This is a genomic window from Herminiimonas fonticola (genome assembly GCF_003293745.1).
GTDB classification, from domain to species: Bacteria; Pseudomonadota; Gammaproteobacteria; order Burkholderiales; family Burkholderiaceae_D; genus Oxalicibacterium; species Oxalicibacterium fonticola.
Window position 1 is genome coordinate 1,341,117 of record NZ_PTLZ01000001.1, and the last position, 18,612, is coordinate 1,359,728.

At 52.9% G+C, this 18,612-nt stretch carries 15 protein-coding genes and 1 riboswitch; of the genes, 12 read left to right on the forward strand and 3 right to left on the reverse strand.

Annotation, left to right across the window (positions count from 1 at the left end):
- Window positions 1-74 precede the first annotated feature (74 nt).
- The 4 genes from Hfont_RS06620 (at window position 75) to Hfont_RS06635 (ending at window position 5,109) form a co-directional block, all read left to right on the forward strand.
- The gene (locus Hfont_RS06620; protein WP_112991478.1) at window positions 75-302 is read left to right on the forward strand and encodes a hypothetical protein; all 228 of its coding nucleotides are present in this window, start codon (window positions 75-77) and stop codon (window positions 300-302) included.
- 816 nt (window positions 303-1,118) lie between these two features.
- Window positions 1,119-3,866, forward strand: coding sequence for an autotransporter domain-containing protein (locus tag Hfont_RS06625; protein WP_241523021.1), 2,748 nt, complete (start codon window positions 1,119-1,121; stop codon window positions 3,864-3,866).
- Window positions 3,867-3,976: 110 nt separating this feature from the next.
- A complete protein-coding gene (locus tag Hfont_RS06630) occupies window positions 3,977-4,414 on the forward strand; it encodes an antitoxin Xre/MbcA/ParS toxin-binding domain-containing protein (RefSeq protein ID WP_112991480.1) in 438 nt (145 codons plus the stop codon).
- Window positions 4,414-5,109, forward strand: coding sequence for an RES family NAD+ phosphorylase (locus Hfont_RS06635; RefSeq protein WP_112991481.1), 696 nt, complete (start codon window positions 4,414-4,416; stop codon window positions 5,107-5,109). Before Hfont_RS06630 ends, Hfont_RS06635 begins: the two co-directional genes overlap by 1 nt.
- Before the next feature lie 27 nt (window positions 5,110-5,136).
- On the opposite strand, the gene Hfont_RS06640 is transcribed toward Hfont_RS06635, so the two are convergent.
- A complete protein-coding gene (locus Hfont_RS06640; protein WP_112991482.1) occupies window positions 5,137-5,421 on the reverse strand; it encodes a hypothetical protein in 285 nt (94 codons plus the stop codon).
- Window positions 5,422-5,436: 15 nt separating this feature from the next.
- Window positions 5,437-6,255: a hypothetical protein gene (locus tag Hfont_RS06645; RefSeq protein WP_133467271.1), complete on the reverse strand. Its 819-nt coding sequence runs from the start codon at window positions 6,253-6,255 to the stop codon at window positions 5,437-5,439.
- Window positions 6,256-6,395: 140 nt separating this feature from the next.
- Between Hfont_RS06645 and Hfont_RS06650 the strand changes: the two genes are divergently transcribed.
- The 8 genes from Hfont_RS06650 (at window position 6,396) to Hfont_RS06685 (ending at window position 15,364) form a co-directional block, all read left to right on the forward strand.
- The gene (locus Hfont_RS06650; RefSeq protein WP_421800984.1) at window positions 6,396-7,409 is read left to right on the forward strand and encodes an adenosine deaminase; all 1,014 of its coding nucleotides are present in this window, start codon (window positions 6,396-6,398) and stop codon (window positions 7,407-7,409) included.
- A gap of 186 nt (window positions 7,410-7,595) precedes the next feature.
- On the forward strand, window positions 7,596-10,097 hold the full coding sequence (locus tag Hfont_RS06655; protein ID WP_112991485.1) for an ABC transporter permease: 2,502 nt from the start codon (window positions 7,596-7,598) through the stop codon (window positions 10,095-10,097).
- 88 nt (window positions 10,098-10,185) lie between these two features.
- Window positions 10,186-10,761 (forward strand): TetR/AcrR family transcriptional regulator, encoded by a 576-nt coding sequence (locus Hfont_RS06660; RefSeq protein WP_112991486.1) that lies wholly within the window; start codon window positions 10,186-10,188, stop codon window positions 10,759-10,761.
- Window positions 10,762-10,833: 72 nt separating this feature from the next.
- On the forward strand, window positions 10,834-11,694 hold the full coding sequence (locus tag Hfont_RS06665; RefSeq protein WP_112991487.1) for an oxidoreductase: 861 nt from the start codon (window positions 10,834-10,836) through the stop codon (window positions 11,692-11,694).
- Complete coding sequence (locus tag Hfont_RS06670; RefSeq protein WP_112991488.1) at window positions 11,691-12,377, forward strand: NAD(P)H-binding protein; 687 nt, start codon at window positions 11,691-11,693, stop codon at window positions 12,375-12,377. Before Hfont_RS06665 ends, Hfont_RS06670 begins: the two co-directional genes overlap by 4 nt.
- 181 nt (window positions 12,378-12,558) lie before the next feature.
- Window positions 12,559-12,963: a group II truncated hemoglobin gene (locus Hfont_RS06675; RefSeq protein ID WP_112991489.1), complete on the forward strand. Its 405-nt coding sequence runs from the start codon at window positions 12,559-12,561 to the stop codon at window positions 12,961-12,963.
- Window positions 12,964-13,025: 62 nt separating this feature from the next.
- Window positions 13,026-14,495 carry a DNA recombination protein RmuC gene (locus Hfont_RS06680; protein WP_112991490.1) on the forward strand — a complete coding sequence of 490 codons (1,470 nt, stop codon included), beginning with the start codon at window positions 13,026-13,028 and terminating at the stop codon, window positions 14,493-14,495.
- Window positions 14,496-14,589: 94 nt separating this feature from the next.
- Window positions 14,590-14,762: riboswitch (FMN riboswitch) on the forward strand.
- 98 nt (window positions 14,763-14,860) lie between these two features.
- Window positions 14,861-15,364, forward strand: coding sequence for a 6,7-dimethyl-8-ribityllumazine synthase (locus tag Hfont_RS06685; RefSeq protein WP_112991491.1), 504 nt, complete (start codon window positions 14,861-14,863; stop codon window positions 15,362-15,364).
- 141 nt (window positions 15,365-15,505) lie between these two features.
- On the opposite strand, the gene Hfont_RS06690 is transcribed toward Hfont_RS06685, so the two are convergent.
- Window positions 15,506-18,406: an Rne/Rng family ribonuclease gene (locus tag Hfont_RS06690; protein ID WP_112991492.1), complete on the reverse strand. Its 2,901-nt coding sequence runs from the start codon at window positions 18,404-18,406 to the stop codon at window positions 15,506-15,508.
- Window positions 18,407-18,612: the final 206 nt, after the last annotated feature.

An 18,612-nucleotide genomic window follows, 5' to 3' on the forward strand; every position in this document is an offset into this window, starting at 1 on the left:
CGTCTTTTTGAAGCAAGCATCTTGCATAGTGAGTTGAAAGTTTTAGCACGATTCAAATACGCTAAGGAATCATCATGAGCCATACAGACGTTGAGCAGCATCACGGTTATTCCGTCCACGGCACCAGCGAAAAACACGACACCGGCAAGTGGGTGGGTAGTTTTCATATCGCGCAGCACGGCATTCCCAGGATCAGCATCAGCGTAACTGATGCGATATTCGATTCTTCCGAGGATGCGGCCTTGCATGCGCTGCGACAGGGACGCCTGTACATAGACAGGAAACTTCTCGGCAGCCAATAGTTGCGAACCGACTGTGGTTGATCGCAGCATGATCTGCCGTGGATATTGCTGCTCAAATGATATTGCACGAGCGTGTGAAGTCAGAGTGCGAATCTAGTATTTTTTCCAACAGCATAACAGTGCACTAGTCCTCGCATCGCAGCATGCAGTGATGCGATGCGAGGACTAGTGCAGGCAGAGAAAATATATACCACGCAGCGGCTCGTTCTTTGCAGTGACTGTTCTGACCACTTTTTCAATTGACCATCGGCCTGTATCAACAAAAAGTGAGATGCTCGGCATTCTCCGTTATGCAATACAGACATCGATATTGATGTCCTGATAATTGTTTGCCAGCAGTGTTTCATGAACGTCATCGTCGCTACTGTACTCCGAGACAACTTGTCAATATTTTGCATGCATATTGGCTGATTTTGACAAGGTTTTGTCGGGAAAGCTTAGCCTCACCCCCCTATGATCAGCTGCATCCCAATTAAGTCAGGCTTGCGGTTCTGGTCGGCAGATTGGTTTTTGCATTGATGATTCGCCTGCTATGGAATAACGGCCTTTCAACTTATGAAAAAAGACGCAGTGCCTTAGTGCATCGCTAGTTTCTTTTTCGATTGATTTCTTTTGCCAGCGGAAAATCCCTTCGCTGCGCCATCAACGCACCACCGCCCCGTCTGCGCCACCGTCATTGTGTGTCTGCCTTGTTGTGGAGTTTTGTCACGTCTCCCTCTTGCAACTATATAGATCACTATGAGCAACCAGCGCACATCCCATACTTCTTTTCGAAGTCCTTTAGCCTGTATTTCCTTTCAACTGTCTCTGCTCACAATGTCGGTTTCGGCTGTGCTTTCCGGTTGCGGCGGGGGAGGTGGTGGCAGTGGCGGAGCCCGCACTACCTCCTTCATCGCCAGTGATCTCAGCAACGCCGACGCGGCACATGCGCGCGGCATTACCGGTGCCGGCGTGACGGTCGGAGTGGTCGATACTGATTTCAATGTCGCCGCTCCCGAACTTGCTGGGCGTATTACCAAAGACGTGTATTCACCTGCCAGCGGTAATACGCCGGGAGGTTTTATCGGCGGCAGCGGAAACGGCAATCCACATGGCACCGAAGTGGCGGAAGCCTTGGGTGGCACTAACACCGGCGTCGCACCGGGCGTACGTATTTACGGTATCGCTTCCGGCACTACTGGTAACAACTTGCAACTCAATACCGCTATCTATGATCGCCTCTACAACAGCGGCGTACGGATTTTCAATCAGTCAAATACAGTAGGCTCTATAGCTACTCCATCCAATAGTGCAACGTATAACAATATTTATCAGCCCTTCGTTGCCAAGGGTGGATTGTTCGTTTGGGCTACCGGCAATGACCGTAGTTCGCAGCCGAGCATGACGGCTGGCTTGCCGGCGCTGTATCCGAGTCTGCAAACTGGTTGGCTGGCAGTTACGGCCGTGAATGCGGTTGGCGGTGGACAGGGATTTTCCAGCGCGGATACAACGCCTGGCGTTATTTCCAGCTATGCCAACCGTTGTGGCGTCGCCGCCAACTGGTGCCTGGCAGCGCCGGGTGACTTTGTCTCGCCAACTGCCGGTCGCCGGGTGTACGGCACCTCGTTTGCAGTACCGGCAGTGACCGGTACGCTGGCGCTGGTGCAGCAGGTTTATCCGTGGATGAATGCGGACTTGTTACGACAAACCATTTTATCTACTGCTACCAGCATGGGCGATACCGCAACCTACGGCTGGGGTTTGCTGAATGCTGGCAAAGCGATCGATGGTCCGGCCTTGTTTGCGCAAAGCCTGGCACTGGGATCGAATGTGAATGTCAGTTTTGATGGCATGTCGTCTACCTTCCGCAATGACATAGGCGGTGATGCAGGGCTGGTCAAAAGCGGCACTGGTAACTTGACCTTATCCGGCAACAATACGTATAGCGGCAACAGCCGAATCAGCAATGGCACTCTCAACATCACAGGTTCGGTTCGTTCCGGTGTGCAAATCGATGCCGCCGGCAATCTGTCCGGTGATGGCGGGCAGATCGGTGGCAACGTCAGCAATAGCGGTCGTTTGAGTAATACTGGAAAAGGCCTGACGATTGCAGGCAATTACACAGGGACAGCGACTTCGATTCTGGCTAACGATATCAATTCAAGGCTGGTGGTCGGCGGCACTGCGGCGCTGGGTAATTCGCATCTGGTGGCGACAGTGCCAACTGGCAGTGGTAACGCCACTAACTATGTCACCGCGCAAGCTAGCAACACGCCAAAGACCATCTTGACTGCTGGTGCTGTCGTCAATACCTTCGGCGATATCGGTTTTCAAACTGTCGGAACCGCTTTCCCGCCCTTGCTGGCTGCTCAGGTGAATTACGCTCCGAAGGAAGTGAATCTGACCATCAGTCGTGTTTCTACTACCTCCGTTGCCACGCAAGCGTTTGCCGGCGATGCCACTCGCACGAATACTGCGGCCAATGTTGAACAGGCGATGCTGATAGCCGATGCTTCCGCAGCCGCCAATCCCAATGGCAGTGCCTTGCTCACCAGCGCGGCGGCACTGCAGCAGACTGCGAATATCGCGGCTCTCGGCGATGCACTGGATAGTCTTTCCGGACAGATTCATGCCTCGTCGCAGGCACTGACGTTCCAGCAATCGCAGACCGTCAATCGTGCCTTGTCCGACCGCATGGCCTTATTGGGTAATCAAAACAAGCAGACAACGACCGGATTGTGGGGCGCCACTTTCGGCACATCCGGCAAACTGGCGCAAAGTGGTTATGCCAGTGGCGACACTGGCATGTGGGGCGGGCAGTTCGGCGTCGATACCCGACTCGGCGAACATGTTATCGCCGGCGCGGCATTGTCGTATTCCGACAGCAAGGCCAGCTTTGACCGCCTCGGCGGAGTTGCCAAGGGCAGGGATGTCAGTGTTTCTGTATACGGGCGCTATGCGATACCGGCGACCGATGCCGCCGGCAACAGCAATGCCTATGTAGCTGGCCGAATCGGTGCGGCGACTGTGTCGAGTACCGTCAACCGTGTGGCGCTGGCCGGAGCCGAAGTTGAAAACCTGCAAGGCGAGCATACCGACCGCATGCTGTCGGCTTACGCCGAAACCGGCTATTCGATGAAGTTATCTGACAATGCCTTGCTCACACCGTTTGCCGGCATCAGCTATGACCATCTTCGGCGCGGTGCTTTTGCAGAAAGTGGCGGCAGCTTCGGTTTGGTTGCCGACAGCCAGAATTATCGGCAATGGGTAGGGCAGCTTGGTGTGCGTGCCGAGTCTGACTTCAATTGGTTTGCCGGTCGCAGTACGATGCAGACCTACGCCGCCTGGCAACATGCGATGACAAACGTCAAGCTGGATTTGCAAGCCGCATTTGCTGCCGCACCCGGTAGCAATTTTACGGTGCAGGGAATTGGACTGGCGCGCAACACCGGCTGGAGCGGTGTCGGCATATCGACTGCCATCAACCGTAGGGTGAGCTGGTACGCCAATTACGATGTTCAGTTCGGTCGCGGCGGTTTGCTCAACAATCTGCTGCTGCTGGGAGTCCGGATCAAACTCGATTGATGGGATTGCTCAAGGAGTGGCCATCAATCACTGTCCGGCAATTTCGCCTTCGCTCGCTTTTCCTTGCTTTTCTAAAATGGAGTATATTATGTCCATATAAGGAGTTAATCATGAGTGCTGCCTACGCCTATCCAAAAAGCCGCTTCGAGCCAGCCGGCCTGGTTGACCTGAATGCGAAGTCAGAACGTGAGCGTCTTTCCCGCTCTGCACTGAAGGGATTTTTTCGTCTTGCAGACGCGTGGAAGGTACGTGATGAGGATGCGCGTGAATTACTGGGCGGGCTCTCTAGCAGTGCTTTTTACGAATGGAAAAAGAATCCTGAGCGCGTGCTTGAGGTGGATCGCATCACGCGTATTTCCTACCTGATCGGTATCTACAAGGCATTGCATATTTTGTACGGCGACAAGCTGGCGGATGAATGGGTCAGCCTCAGCAACAAGAATCTTATTTTTTCCGGTCAAACGCCATTGGCATTCATGCAGACAGGTGGCTTGCTTGCGATGCAAACAGTGCGCAAGTTGCTGGATGCACGTCGTGGTGGTTTGTAATGGCGGCTTTACCGGTAGTGCAATTGCGTCAGTTCGATACGTGCCGATTGATTCCGTCGCGTTTCGTCGATAAAGAAGATTCTGTGCTGGTACCACTTTCTGAAAACGCGGATCATCTGGCCGACATTTTCGAATTGGACAATGCCACCAACCAGCGCCTGATTGCCGAGCATGGGCGCGCGAGTGGCATTGGTGTGGATGAGCTTGTATTCGGCGTCCCGAACTTCCGCATGATCAATGCCGCTTATACGTATGCACGGCCGGAAGGCAGTCGCTTCAATAACGACGAACGCGGCGCCTGGTATTGCGCCTTCGATATCGCGACTGCATTGGACGAAATCATCTTCCACAAAACAGTTGAGTATTACGAGATCGATCGTTTCGACGATAGCGTGCGTTATCAAAACCTGTTGGCTGATTTCAATAGTGAATTTCATGATTTGCGTAATGCCAGGGGCCATGCAAAATCTTTGGCGCCGGGCAGTTACATCGCATCGCAGAAGCTGGCAGCGCAACTGCTGGAAGAGGGTTCGCTGGGCATTATCTATCCCAGCGTAAGGCATGCAGGTGGTACTAATCTGGCGTGCTTTCGCCCGGCGTTGGTGGGGAACGTACGACGCGGCACGGTATATGAGTTGACGTGGTCCGGTACACCGCAGCCGGAAGTTTCAGCCATCAAGAAAAGTGTGCGTTAACACTTCAGAAGCGTAGTTGGATGCATCTTAATCTTCTGCCTTCATCGCCTTGGCGACGATTTCCTTGTTGAGTATTTTTCCCCACGATTCAATGCGATAAATTTCGCCGAATTTATGAATCACCATTCCATACTGTTCGCGTAATTTATCTACCTCGCTATCGATGGTGGTTTTGTCTATGCCGGTCAAGTCATCGATAGCGCTTGATGTGGGACGCTCCAGCAAATCGATGGCTGATGCAAGAACGAATAAGCGGCGCGCATCGTCGTGTGGATACTGCGGCACGCCGAACTGATTCTTGTTGAATTGCATGCGCGTTCCTTTCCATTATTTTCGATTGTTCGCTGTGCCGAATACCTTGTTGACCCAAGTTTCCTTCGACGTTGATTTTTCCTGCGTCAGGAATCTGGTCTTGAATTCAGCCGCTTTTTTAATGGCAATTGCACGTGTCATGATGTCGAGATGAAGCAGCATCGCGATCCCGCCTTCGACCCGGCCGAGTGCGCGTTCATCATTCAAATTTTCTTCGGCCTTTTCAGTACGGGCGACGAGCTGGCTGAAGGCTTCGCTGATGGCGCCATAGGCACGATTGGTAATGCCGATCTGCGCTGCATCAGCAATCTCCTTTGCATCTTTTTGGTAGTGCGCGAACAGATCCTCCAGACGTTTTACATAGGGTGCTGTCAGCTTCAAGTCCTTTACGATGGCGCTGGCGAGCAGGGCTGCCGACATTTCTGCCTGAGCAGCAGCTTTCGGATAACACGCCAATCCGTAACCATGTTTGTGCAGGCGTGTCACCATGTGTTCAATCGCGTTGAACGAATAAATATCATTGAGCTCGGATGCCGACGTGTCTGTCTTGGGCGCGGTAGAAATTCTGGCAAGCAACCAGTCATCAAAGCTGGGCGCTAAGGCACCTGATGGTGTTGCATCTACAGCCTGCTGAAAACTATTCAACAAATTTTGATGTGCGTCGGGCGAGACTGAAATACTGATTGGAGGCATACCTTGCTTTCCATTTTTATCCAATGAATCCACGGTTTTGCATGACGATTGCTTTTTCTTTTTCTCTAGCATGCTGCTCTGAAAATTGGCGATTAGCTGCTTAACTATAATACTGACTAGAGTATCTGACAAAGATTTCATTTTCTTTGTGTTAACTATTCGGCATCATCTGTCGTTTTGGATTTTCGTGAAATCCAAGTACATACGTCCTGCGTACTTCCTGACGCAGTTACATGAAATAATATGGCTGCTCACGCTATGGAAAAACTAGGAAAATAATAATGAATGCTGCTCTGATCGATGTCGTGAAAAATATGCCGAAGGCGGAGCTGCATATTCATATTGAAGGCTCGCTGGAACCCGAATTGATCTTTGCACTGGCGCAACGTAATGGCGTCGCACTTAGCTATACGTCCATAGAGGCGTTGCGCGCGGCGTATGCATTTACCGATCTGCAATCCTTCCTCGATATTTACTACGCCGGTGCCAGCGTCTTGCTGACCGAGCAGGATTTTTACGATATGACCTGGGCATATCTTGAGCGTGCCCATGCCGACAATGTGTTGCATACGGAATTGTTTTTCGATCCGCAAACGCATACTGCGCGTGGTGTGGAATTTGGCGTCTTCGTGAGCGGCATACAACGCGCTTTGAAGGATGCATATACAAAATGGAGCATGACGGGCGGTTTGATCATGTGTTTCTTGCGTCATCTGTCGGAGGAAGAGGCTTTCCTGACTCTGGAGCAGGCTTTACCTTATCGGGAGCACATCATCGGCATCGGGCTGGATTCTTCCGAACGCGGTCATCCGCCAGAGAAATTTGTGCGTGTGTTCGCTCGTTGCAAGGAGCTGGGCTTTCATCTGGTTGCGCATGCAGGTGAAGAAGGTCCTCCAGCCTATATCGAAACGGCGCTCGATTTGTTGCGGGTGGAACGCATCGATCATGGCGTGCGTTGCATAGAAGATCCGATATTGATGCGACGTCTGGCGCACGAGACCATGCCGCTTACGGTTTGTCCTTTGTCGAATATCAAGTTATGCGTGTTTGAAAAAATGTCGCAGCATAATCTTTTGACCTTGCTGGATGCGGGGCTTGTGATTACCGTCAACTCCGATGACCCTGCCTATTTTGGTGGCTACATGAATGACAATTTTGTCGCGATTGTCGAAGCGCTGCCTGTGCAACGACATCATGCCCAGCAGCTTGCGCGTAATAGTTTTACTGCCGCCTTCATCGATACCGATCTCAAGCAGAAGTATCTGGCTCAGGTTGACGCATTCTTTGCCAATTGAGTCTGTATTGATGCATAAGAGTTGCGCGATTTTTTCGACGTCGGCGGCGCGCGCGCTTTTACGCTAGTCTTATGCAGGTTTGCAATCGCAAACACTGTTTCCCCACATTGTTGTCGGGTTTGTCGTGCCAGATTTTTGTCATTATTTGGTCGGCAAACCAGAGATATCCAGAAAGCGAATGACTTGATGTTTGCTCAATCTTTTCGTATGACGCAGCGCGACTGGCGCGCCGGCGAGTTGCGTTTCTTGCTGGTGGCATTGATAGTGGCGGTCGCCGCACTGTCGTCTGTCAGTTTCTTTGTCGATCGCATGCGCACCGGTTTGAATCGCGATGCACATCAGATGCTGGGCGCTGATCTGCTGATACGTACAGATGAACAGATTGCACCGGCTTGGAAAGCCGAAGCTGAAAAACGTGGTTTGCAACTGGCTGAGACTGTCGTCTTTCCAAGTATGGCAATTGCCGGAGAAGGCGACCAGGCAGTGTCCAAACTGGCGTCTATCAAGGCGGTGACTCCGGGTTATCCATTGCGTGGCAATGTAAAAATAGCGACGCAGATCAACGGTGACGGTGTTGCCGCAAAGTCTATTCCTGATCCAGGTACGGTATGGGTGGATGCCGGAATTTTGACCAGTTTGAATCTTGCAGTCGGCAATCCACTGAAACTCGGTGACAAGACTTTTACCATCTCCAAACTCATTACGAATGAGCCGGATCGCGGCGCGGGTTTCATGAACTTTGCGCCACGCGTGATGCTGTCCGCCAGCGACGTTGCGGCGACCGGTTTGATACAACCCGGCTCGCGTATCACTTATCGTTTGTTGGTTGCAGGAAAACCGGCCGATGTCGACAAATTCGATAAATGGGTGCAGGACAAAATCGAGACAGACAAGCTGAAAGGCGTGCGCACCGAATCACTGGAATCCGGTCAGCCGCAAATGCGTGCAACCTTGCAACGTGCGGAAGAATTTCTGTCTCTGGTGGGTTTGTTGTCGGCCATGTTGGCCGCAGTCGCTGTCGCAATGGCAGCACGCCGTTTCATGCTGCGTCACGTCGATGCATGCGCGATGTTGCGTTGCCTAGGCATGACGCAGAATCAGGTGACGTCCTTGTATCTGATTGAATTCTTGATGGTGGGTTTGGTCGGCAGTGTCATCGGTGCGGCAGTCGGTTTCGCTGCGCATTTTGTGTTGATCGAATGGTTGGGACGCTTGATCACGAATGACTTGCCACCTGCATCTATTCTGCCTGCGGTGCAGGGCTTGGCGACCGGCTTGCTGCTGCTGATAGGTTTTGCGCTGCCGCCTATTCTGCAATTGCGTAATGTGCCGCATAACCGCGTGATTCGACGCGAGCAGGATATGCCGCAACCGATCACGATAGCTACCTATGCGCTCGGCCTGGCAACCTTTATCGGTCTACTGTTGTGGCAGGCGGGAAATATCAAACTTGGTTTGCTGACAGCGGCGGGTTTTGTCGGCGGCCTCGCCGGTTTCGCATTCATCAGTTGGCTGGCGTTGAAGTCGCTGCAATCCTTGCGAGGAGCTATCAATAACGCGAGCTGGCGTTTTGCCGTCACTGCGTTGCAGCGGCGTCCGGGTGCGACGATAGTGCAAGTCGTTGCGTTGGCACTTGGCCTGATGGCTTTGCTGTTGTTGACCGTGATTCGCGGCGATCTGGTCGATGCGTGGCGCAGTGCGACACCGCCGAATGCACCGAATCGATTCGTCATCAATATTCAGCCGGATCAAAAAGCCGAGCTTGAAGCGCGGCTCGCGCAAAACAAGATTGCCGATGCCGATCTGTTCCCGATGATACGTGGCCGTCTGCTCGCGATTAACAATGTAGAGATCACGGGCGAGAGTTTTGTCGAAGACAGAGCCAAACGTCTGGTCGATCGCGAATTCAATCTATCGACGATGAGCAAGATGCCGGCGTCGAATCAAATTACTGCCGGTCGCTGGTTCGACAACAGCAAACCGGAAGCCTCGGTTGAAGCCGGCTTGGCCGAAACCTTGCGCCTTAAGATAGGTGATAAATTAAAGTTTGAAGTCGCCGGCGAAACTGTCGAAGTGCCGATCACCAGCTTGCGCAAACTGGAATGGGGATCGATGAAGGTCAATTTCTTCGTCATCATCAATCCTGCTGCGATGAAGGACATGCCGCAATCGTGGATCACGTCCTTCCATCTTCCTGAAGGCAGCACCACGTTCGAGAATCAGCTGACGCGCGATTATCCGAATCTGACCGTGGTCGATATTGGTAGCGTGGTCAAACAGATTCAGGATGTGATCGATCAAGTTGTCACTGCAGTCGAATTCCTGTTCATGTTTACGCTCGCATCCGGTGTGCTGGTCTTGTATGCCGCGCTGGCCAGTTCACAGGATCAACGCACGCGTGAAGCAGGGCTGTTGCGTGCGCTGGGTGCGACACGCAAGCAATTGTCGCAATCGCAGTGGATAGAATTCGCATTGGTAGGCGGCTTGGCCGGCTTGCTGGCAGCTGCCGGTGCGACAGTGGTCGGCTGGTCGCTTGCGCATTTCGTATTCGACTTCGAATGGAAATTCAGTCCGGTGGTATGGATTGCCGGCTTCACTATAGGTGCCGCATGTGCATTTATAGGTGGCTGGGTCAGCTTGCGCAATGTGCTGAATCAACCGCCTTTGCAAACACTGCGTGAAGCCTGAGTCGTTTAAAAATGGTGGTCGGTTGCAGAGTTTGCAGATGCTGATTATAATTGAGTGAATACTCAGCAATAATAGTCATTGAGCGAACATGGCCAGACCGAGAAGTGAAGAAAAACGTGCAGCGTTGCTAGACGCCGCGATCCAGGTGATTGCCGAGCGTGGCTTGTCAGCGACGCCGACGTCGGCGATTTCAGCCGTTGCCGGTGTTGCGGAAGGCAGCCTGTTCACGTATTTCAAAACCAAGGATGAGTTGGTCAATGCGCTTTATCTGGGGCTTAAGGCCGAAATGGCTGAGGTGCTGATGACGAATTTTCCACACAAGGCAGAAGTGCGCAGGCAATTCCAGTATGTGTGGGATAACTATGTGGCGTGGGGCGTTGCCAACCAGCAGAAGAAACGTGTGATGGATCAGTTGACGTATTCTGCGCAAATCACGCCGGAATCGCGGGAGGCGGGCGCAGCACCTTTTGTCGAAATTTTGCAGATACTGCAGCAGAACGTTGACGACAAAATATTGCGTAATTATCCGGTGGCGTTTATTGCAGCATCGATGAACAGCCTGGCCGAGATGACGATGGATTTTATTTTGCAGGATCCGAAAGGCGCGGCGCGATATCGCAAGTCAGGTTTTGAGGTGTGGTGGAATGGCGTGGCAAATATGTAAAATTTTTTTAAATCGATTCAATTTTTTTTGTTATTTAATTGCGTGAGTACTCAGGCATAAAAAGGAAAAATCATGAGCGGAAAAGTAGCATTGATCACCGGCGCTTCGTCCGGCATAGGAGCGGCCACTGCATTGCAAATGGCTGCAGCGGGTTTTGTCGTCTACGCTGCAGCCCGCCGCATTGATCGGATGGCCGATTTGCGTATGCACGGTATCAAGGTCATCGGGCTGGACGTCACCAGCGAGGATTCGATTACTGCCTGTCTGCAAACGATACGGCAAGAAAGTGGTGATATCGATGTGCTCGTGAATAACGCCGGTTATGGCTCATACGGCGCGGTCGAGGAAGTGCCGATGGAGGACGCACGCAGACAGTTTGAAGTCAATCTTTTCGGTCTGGCACGGCTGACGCAGCAGGTCATCGCGCATATGCGGGAACAGCGCTGGGGTCGCATCATCAATGTCTCATCGGTCGGTGGCGTGGGCGCCACGCCCTACGGTGCCTGGTATCACGCGACCAAATTCGCACTGGAAGGATATTCGACGGCGTTGCGTCAGGAGCTTGAGCCTTTTGGCGTCGACGTCGTTGTGATCAGGCCGGGCGGTACAAAAACCGAGTGGGGCGGTATCGCAACAGAAAGTCTGCTCAAGATATCTGGCAACGGACCGTACCGGCAAGCGGTGCAAGCGATGGCTGCTACCTTTAAAAAAGGCAACGATAGCGCTATGCTGGATTCGCCCGACGTGATTGCAAAATTGATTCTGCAGGCAGCAACTGCCGCGCGTCCGAAAACGGTTTATGTCCCTGCAAGTATCGCCAGAATATTCGTGCTGATTCCGTGGTTGCTCAGTCACCGGATGTCCAATGCGTTGACGCGTGCGTTTCTCGGCTTGCCGAAAGTGATGGGTCTGGAAAATGGAGGTACACGATGAACGTTCTTGTATTTGGTGCAACCGGCATGGTTGGCCATGGCGTTCTGCAGGAGTGTTTGGCTGCCGATGACGTGACGCTTGTGCAGACCATCGGGCGCACGGCGACCGGTCAGCCCCATCCTAAGTTGCGCGATGTCGTGCATAGCGACATGTATGACTACCAAAGTATCGAAGCGCAATTAAGCGGGTTCGATGCGTGTTTTTTCTGTCTCGGTACATCGTCGGTAGGCAAGAGTGAGGCTGAATACACGCGCGTGACGGAGGACCTGACGATGGCTGCAGCGGCCACGCTGGCAAGGCTGAACCCGCAAATGACATTCACGTACGTGTCAGGTGCCGGCACCGACAGTACGGAGCAAGGCCGCAGCATGTGGGCGCGCGTCAAAGGCAGAACCGAGAATCGATTGCTGCATGCCGGTTTCAAGGCTGCGTACATGTTTCGTCCGGGAGCGATTCAGGCATTGCATGATGTGCAGTCGAAGACAGCGCTGTATCGGATTCTTTATTTGTTTTTCAAGGTATTGCTGCCGCCCTTACGTGCGCTGTTCCCGAATCACATATTGACGACTGGCCAGATCGGGCAGGCGATGTTGGCGGTGGCCCGGCATGGCGCCCCGAAATCGATTCTCGAAAGCTGCGACATTCGTGCAATTGCCGAGCAGGAATCAAAGACGTCTCGATGACGTCCACGCATTGCATCAAAGGGCATAGCCGACACTGAAGGCTCCGGATAGTGATCGTTGTTTGATAGAGCAGTGCTTGTGCGATGAGTTTCCAGCGAGTGTTCATATGCGGGATTTCATCGCATGCTAAAGAGCTTGAGAGCGCCTATGAGAGAGCTGGGACACGGCGCGATGCGTTATCATGTCGACTATGACTGAAAATCAACAAAGCACTCTGTACGAACTTCTCGATGGCGAAACTGGCGTACGTGCCCTGGTCGACCGTTTTTACGATTTGATGGATCTGGAACCGGCGTTTGCCGGTATTCGGGCCATGCATCCGACTACGCTCGATGGTTCGCGCGACAAGCTGTTCTGGTTCTTGTCGGGCTGGACTGGCGGCCCGAATCTGTTTGTCGAACGTTTCGGCCATCCGCGCCTGCGTGCGCGTCATTTGCCGTACGCTATTGCCACCGATGAACGCGACCAATGGTTGCGTTGCATGGAGATGGCGATGCAAGACGTCGGCATCGTTCCATCACTGCAAGAGCATTTGCAAAAATCTTTTGCCGAAACTGCCGACTGGATGCGCAACACGCATGGTTAGGCAGGCACATCGCTCTACGCATATTTCCGATTCGATTTCCCTTGTCCTGGACATAAATTGACATGACACAACTGCATTTCATTATTTTGCTACTCGTCGCAGTTGTCATCATTGCGCTGCAGATCGTCGCCATGTTGCGCAATCGCGCCGTCGATATCACGCCGCAACTGACAAGCTTGCAAAACGAATTGCAGCGGCATCAACAACAAGGCAGCGAACGTATAGAACGTGAGTTGCGCGAGCAGGTGCAATCGACGGCACAAGCCACGCGTCAGGAACTGGGTAGTAATTTCATGCAGTTCCAGCAAGCTTTGGCAGCGCAATTAACGAGCGTCGCGACGCTGCAAAACAATCAGATCGATTCGTTTGCGCAACAGCTCGCCAAGTTGAACGAAGCAAATGCGCAACAACTGGAAGCGATGCGCCAAGCGATTACCTTGCAGGCACAGACCGGCAGGGAAGAGCAGGCAACGGCGCTCAAGCGTTTTGGCGATACCTTGAACCAGACTTTGACGACGCTGACGGAATCCAACGCGCAGCGCATGGCAGAAGTGCGGGCCACACTGGAAGCGAAGATCAAGGATCTGCAAACCGATAACGGCACTCGCTTGGAAGAAATGCGCAAGACCGTCGATGAAAAATTGCACGCAACGCTGGAACAACGTCTAGGCGAATCTTTTAAACTGGTTTCGGATCGACTGGAAAAAGTCCATCAAGGCCTGGGTGAAATGCAGCAACTGGCAATCGGCGTCGGCGATTTGAAACGCGTGCTGACCAACGTCAAAACACGTGGCACCTGGGGTGAAGTTCAGCTTGAGATGTTGCTGGAACAGGTGTTGACGCCAGACCAGTATGCAAAGAATGTGGAAACCATTCCCGGTAGCGGTGCACGTGTCGAATTCGCGATCAAATTGCCGGGCAACGATGACGGTCAGACGCCGATCTGGATGCCTATTGATGCAAAATTTCCGAAGGAACAATACGAACGTTTGGCTGAAGCAGCCGATCGTGCTGATGCAGATGGCGTACTGTTGGCAGGAAAAGAATTGGAAGCCGTCGTGCGTGGTGAAGCGAAAAAAATCGCCGAGAAATATCTGTCGCCGCCATTGACCACTGATTTTGCAATTCTGTTTTTGCCGACCGAAGGTTTGTATGCAGAAGTCATGCGTAGACCCGGATTGGCTGACGATTTACAGCGTACGCATCGTGTCAGCATCGCCGGTCCATCAACCTTGTCTGCATTGTTGAACAGTCTGCAAATGGGTTTCCGTACACTGGCGCTGGAAAAACGTTCGTCAGAAGTCTGGCAAGTGTTGGGCGCAGTCAAAACCGAGTTCGGCAAATTCGGCGATGTGCTGGCAGCGACCAAGGCGACGCTGGAACGCGCAGCCAAGAACATCGAGCAGGCAGAGACCAGAAGCCGTCAAATGACGCGCAAACTGAAATCGGTAGAGGCACTCCCCAGCGAGGCAGCGCAGCAGCTGCTGGGCGTTGATTTGCCGCTGGGTGATTTGCTGGACGATAAAGAGTAGAAATTTGTTCGCCGCCAGCAACGGTTTTTAAATCATGATAAATTCACGCCTCACTGATGAAGTGATGCGCTGAATTTTCAGTACACATTCATCAGTACGTTCTCGGGGCGGGGTGAGATTCCCCACCGGCGGTAATGACACGATTGTGTCTAGCCCGCGAGCGCTTGTTGAAGCTTCAAGCTGTTTCTTCGGCTTATTTCAACAAGGTCAGCAGACTCGGTGTGATCCCGAGGCCGACGGTCATAGTCCGGATGATAGAGAACGGGATGACTTTTTACGCACCGGATTTTACGGTCTTGTGCGTTTGCCATTCCCGCTTGATATTCAAATTGCCCTGTACTTTCATTTGTACACAGGAGCTTTACATGCAACAAGCTATCGATATCAAAACAAAATCAGCAACACGTCGTATCGCTTTTATTCAAGCCAGCTGGCACAAGGAAATCGTCGATCAATGCCGTATCGCCTTCGTAGCTGAAATGGCGACGCGCGGTTATTCGGAAGATGTGATCGACTTCTTTGAAGTTGCAGGGGCATTTGAAATCCCACTGCATGCCAAATTGCTGGCGAAGAGTGGTCGTTATGCCGCAGTGGTTGGCACCGGCCTCGTAGTTGACGGTGGTGTTTATCGGCACGAATTCGTGTCGCAAGCTGTCATCAGCGGTTTGATGCAAGTGCAACTGGAAACTGAAGTGCCGGTGATTTCAGCAGTGTTGACGCCGCATCATTTCCATTCACATGACGAGCATCAAGGCTTTTTCTTCGATCACTTCCTGGTGAAGGGTAAGGAAGCCGCACATGCATGCGCCGATACGATCAAGCGTTTGCAACAGATAGACGCGCTTACACAGGATCGCATCGCCGCATAATCTCTGTTCGATACTGTTTTTGCGACATCCATGAATGGGCGGAATCAGTATTGATTAAGCTGTAGCGTGACGAAATAAAAAAAGGGAGCCTAGGCTCCCTTTTTTGTGACGATTCATCCTGCATAACAGGATGAGCAAATCTTAGCGCTTCGTTTCCATTTGAACCAAAGGCTCCGTCGATTGCGGTGGCAATGGCTTGCGTTCACGTGGCACGCGGACTGGCGGCACATAATTGGCAGCCTCTGCCTGCGCAGCACGCAGCTTTTCAGGGTTGGTAGCAGCAAGCTCCAAACCAGCAGTGCGTAACACTTCGCTCAAGTCTTCGACTTTGCTCGGTGCTGCAGGAGCAGGTGTTGGTGCAACTGGTGCAGCAACGACAGGAGCTGGCTGAGGAGCCGGTGCCGGGGTAACAGCAACAGGTGCAACCGGAGTCGCTTCAATAGCTGGAGCTGCTTCAATGACTGCTGTCGCAACGGCTACTGGTTCAGGAGCCTGGATAGGAGCGGCGGCGGCAACTGCCGGCGCTACAACTTCAGGAACCACACGTTCAACCTGACGCGCAACTTCTTGCGGCACGACTGGCGCAGCAATCGCAGAGTTCAGGGCGCTGACCGGCGCTTCGACTGCGGCACTGGTTTCAGCTACGCGGACAAATGTTTCATGCTTAGTCGTATTGACGATGGTCGACGCGACTTCCGCTGCGCTGACATGAGCAGTGCTTGGTGTTTGTGCTGCTTCATCCAGCAAGGTTTGTTCTTGCAGTGCGACTACGCCATCTTCATTGCTTTCGTTTTCAGTACCGGACTCGGTATTGTCACGATCACGACGATTACGGTTACGGCCGCCACGACGGCGACGACGACGCGGTTGCTCTTCGCCTTCGACGGTTTCTACAGGAATACCATTTGCGTCCAGCACAACCGCAGTTTCAGCATTCGCTTCTGCACCTGCTTTCGGTGCGTTTCTGCCCGGAGCAGCATTTGCAACTGGAGCGGCTTGCAACAACGATGGATCTTCCGCAATAACTTCCTTGCGATCTTCACGCGGTGGACGCGGTGTGCGTTCACGACGACCTTCGGTGCGAGCTTCATTGCCTTCACGTGGCTCACGCGGCTCGCGTGGCTCACGCGGTGGGCGCGGTGGACGTGCAGTTTGTGCCTCGCTTGCTGCTGGTTTGGCTGTAACTTCTTCGCCTTCGTCACGTTCACGGCCGCCACGGCCGCCACGATTGCGATTGCGTTGATTGCGGCCGCTGGAATTACGCTCGCCGCGTTCGCGGTTACGTGAATTCTTTTCTTCCGGTGCAGTTTGTACTGCTGCTGTTTTCGCTTGTTCCGGCGCACCGCTGAAGAAAGCCATCAGTTTTTGGAAGAAACCTTTTTCGGCAGGGACTGCTTTTACAGCTTCTACCGCTTTGCGTTCCACGATAGGGGCTGGTTGATCAGGCGTAATGCCTTTGACCATGGCTTCCTGGCGTGGTTTGACGTCTTCTTTCTGACGCTTGCCGTAGCTGATGTCGGTGTCCGCTTGTTCGGTCATCGCGTAGCTGGCTTGTGTTTCTTCCAAACGTGGATCGTCGTGCTTGATACGTTCCAGTTTGTAATGCGGCGTTTCCAGATGCTTGTTCGGGATCAGGATGACGGAGACGCGGTGACGCGTTTCGATCTTCAGGATTTCACCGCGTTTTTCATTCAGCAGGAAGGCTGCAACATCGACCGGTGCTTGCACGTGGATAGATGCCGAGTTTTCCTTCATTGCTTCTTCCTGGATGATGCGCAGGACTTGCAACGCGGATGATTCTGTATCGCGGATGTGGCCGGTGCCGTTGCAACGTGGGCACGTTACATGGCTGCCTTCGGACAGCGATGGACGCAGGCGCTGACGCGACAATTCCATCAAGCCGAAGCGCGAGATCTTGCCCATCTGGACGCGAGCGCGATCGTAGTGCAACGCGTCTTTCAGACGTGTTTCGACTTCGCGCTGGTTCTTAGAATTTTCCATATCGATGAAGTCGATGACGATCAGACCGCCCAAATCGCGCAAGCGCAATTGGCGGGCTACTTCTTCAGCGGCTTCACAGTTGGTATGGAATGCAGTGGTTTCGATGTCGCTGCCGCGGGTGGCGCGCGCCGAGTTGACGTCGACGGAAACCAGGGCTTCGGTATGATCGATAACGATGGCGCCGCCGGATGGCAACGGTACGGTACGCGAGTATGCGGTTTCGATCTGATGTTCGATCTGGAAGCGCGAGAACAGCGGTACGTCGTCGTTATAACGTTTGACGCGATGGACCATGTCCGGCATCACGTGGCTCATGAACTGCTGAGCTTGTTCGTAGATGTCGTCAGTGTCGATCAGGATCTCGCCGATATCGGGCTGGAAGTAATCGCGGATGGCGCGGATAACCAGTGACGACTCCTGATAAATCAGGAAAGCACCTGCGCTGGTTTGGCCTGCGCCTTCAATCGCGCGCCACAACTGCATCAGGTAATTCAAATCCCATTGCAGTTCATCAACGTTACGGCCGATGCCGGCGGTACGTGCAATAACGGACATGCCTTGTGGCAAATCCAGTTTATCCATCGTTTCGCGCAGTTCCTGGCGATCTTCACCTTCGACGCGACGCGATACACCGCCACCACGTGGATTGTTAGGCATCAAAACCAGGTAACGACCAGCCAGTGAAACGAATGAAGTCAGTGCCGCGCCTTTGTTGCCGCGTTCTTCCTTCTCGACCTGGACCATGATTTCCTGGCCTTCGCGCAATGCATCCTTGATGGATGCACTGCGAACATCGACGCCTTCCTTGAAGTAGGTACGTGCGACTTCTTTAAACGGGAGGAAACCGTGGCGATCTTCACCATAGCTAACGAAGCAGGCTTCGAGCGAAGGTTCGATGCGGGTGATAACACCCTTGTAGATATTGGACTTGCGCTGTTCGCGCCCGGTTGTTTCGATATCGATGTCGATGAGTTTTTGCCCATCGACAATCGCAACGCGCAATTCTTCTTGCTGCGTTGCATTAAATAACATGCGTTTCATGTAAGTGCTCCGTGACCCGAAGGCCGTTTTAATGCCGTAGCTTTGCATAGTGACATCACATGCAGACGTAACCGCTACTGGCTGGCCGGCGTGAAGCGATTAGCGGCGATAGCGTGGCTATCGGGGAAAATCGCAGCGAATTGCGGCTCACTGAGCGTTTCTATCTTGCATTGACGGCAATATGCGCCATCTATAGCAACAGTACA

What these genes read in the sequence shown, in the direction of transcription:
- Hfont_RS06620 (WP_112991478.1), top strand. Translation starts at nt 75, where the DNA reads ATGAGCCATACAGACGTTGAGCAGCATCACGGTTATTCCGTCCACGGC.
- Hfont_RS06625 (WP_241523021.1), top strand. Translation starts at nt 1,119, where the DNA reads ATGTCGGTTTCGGCTGTGCTTTCCGGTTGCGGCGGGGGAGGTGGTGGC.
- Hfont_RS06630 (WP_112991480.1), top strand. Translation starts at nt 3,977, where the DNA reads ATGAGTGCTGCCTACGCCTATCCAAAAAGCCGCTTCGAGCCAGCCGGC.
- Hfont_RS06635 (WP_112991481.1), top strand. Translation starts at nt 4,414, where the DNA reads ATGGCGGCTTTACCGGTAGTGCAATTGCGTCAGTTCGATACGTGCCGA.
- Hfont_RS06640 (WP_112991482.1), bottom strand. Translation starts at nt 5,421, where the DNA reads ATGCAATTCAACAAGAATCAGTTCGGCGTGCCGCAGTATCCACACGAC.
- Hfont_RS06645 (WP_133467271.1), bottom strand. Translation starts at nt 6,255, where the DNA reads ATGAAATCTTTGTCAGATACTCTAGTCAGTATTATAGTTAAGCAGCTA.
- Hfont_RS06650 (WP_421800984.1), top strand. Translation starts at nt 6,396, where the DNA reads ATGAATGCTGCTCTGATCGATGTCGTGAAAAATATGCCGAAGGCGGAG.
- Hfont_RS06655 (WP_112991485.1), top strand. Translation starts at nt 7,596, where the DNA reads ATGTTTGCTCAATCTTTTCGTATGACGCAGCGCGACTGGCGCGCCGGC.
- Hfont_RS06660 (WP_112991486.1), top strand. Translation starts at nt 10,186, where the DNA reads ATGGCCAGACCGAGAAGTGAAGAAAAACGTGCAGCGTTGCTAGACGCC.
- Hfont_RS06665 (WP_112991487.1), top strand. Translation starts at nt 10,834, where the DNA reads ATGAGCGGAAAAGTAGCATTGATCACCGGCGCTTCGTCCGGCATAGGA.
- Hfont_RS06670 (WP_112991488.1), top strand. Translation starts at nt 11,691, where the DNA reads ATGAACGTTCTTGTATTTGGTGCAACCGGCATGGTTGGCCATGGCGTT.
- Hfont_RS06675 (WP_112991489.1), top strand. Translation starts at nt 12,559, where the DNA reads ATGTCGACTATGACTGAAAATCAACAAAGCACTCTGTACGAACTTCTC.
- Hfont_RS06680 (WP_112991490.1), top strand. Translation starts at nt 13,026, where the DNA reads ATGACACAACTGCATTTCATTATTTTGCTACTCGTCGCAGTTGTCATC.
- Hfont_RS06685 (WP_112991491.1), top strand. Translation starts at nt 14,861, where the DNA reads ATGCAACAAGCTATCGATATCAAAACAAAATCAGCAACACGTCGTATC.
- Hfont_RS06690 (WP_112991492.1), bottom strand. Translation starts at nt 18,406, where the DNA reads ATGAAACGCATGTTATTTAATGCAACGCAGCAAGAAGAATTGCGCGTT.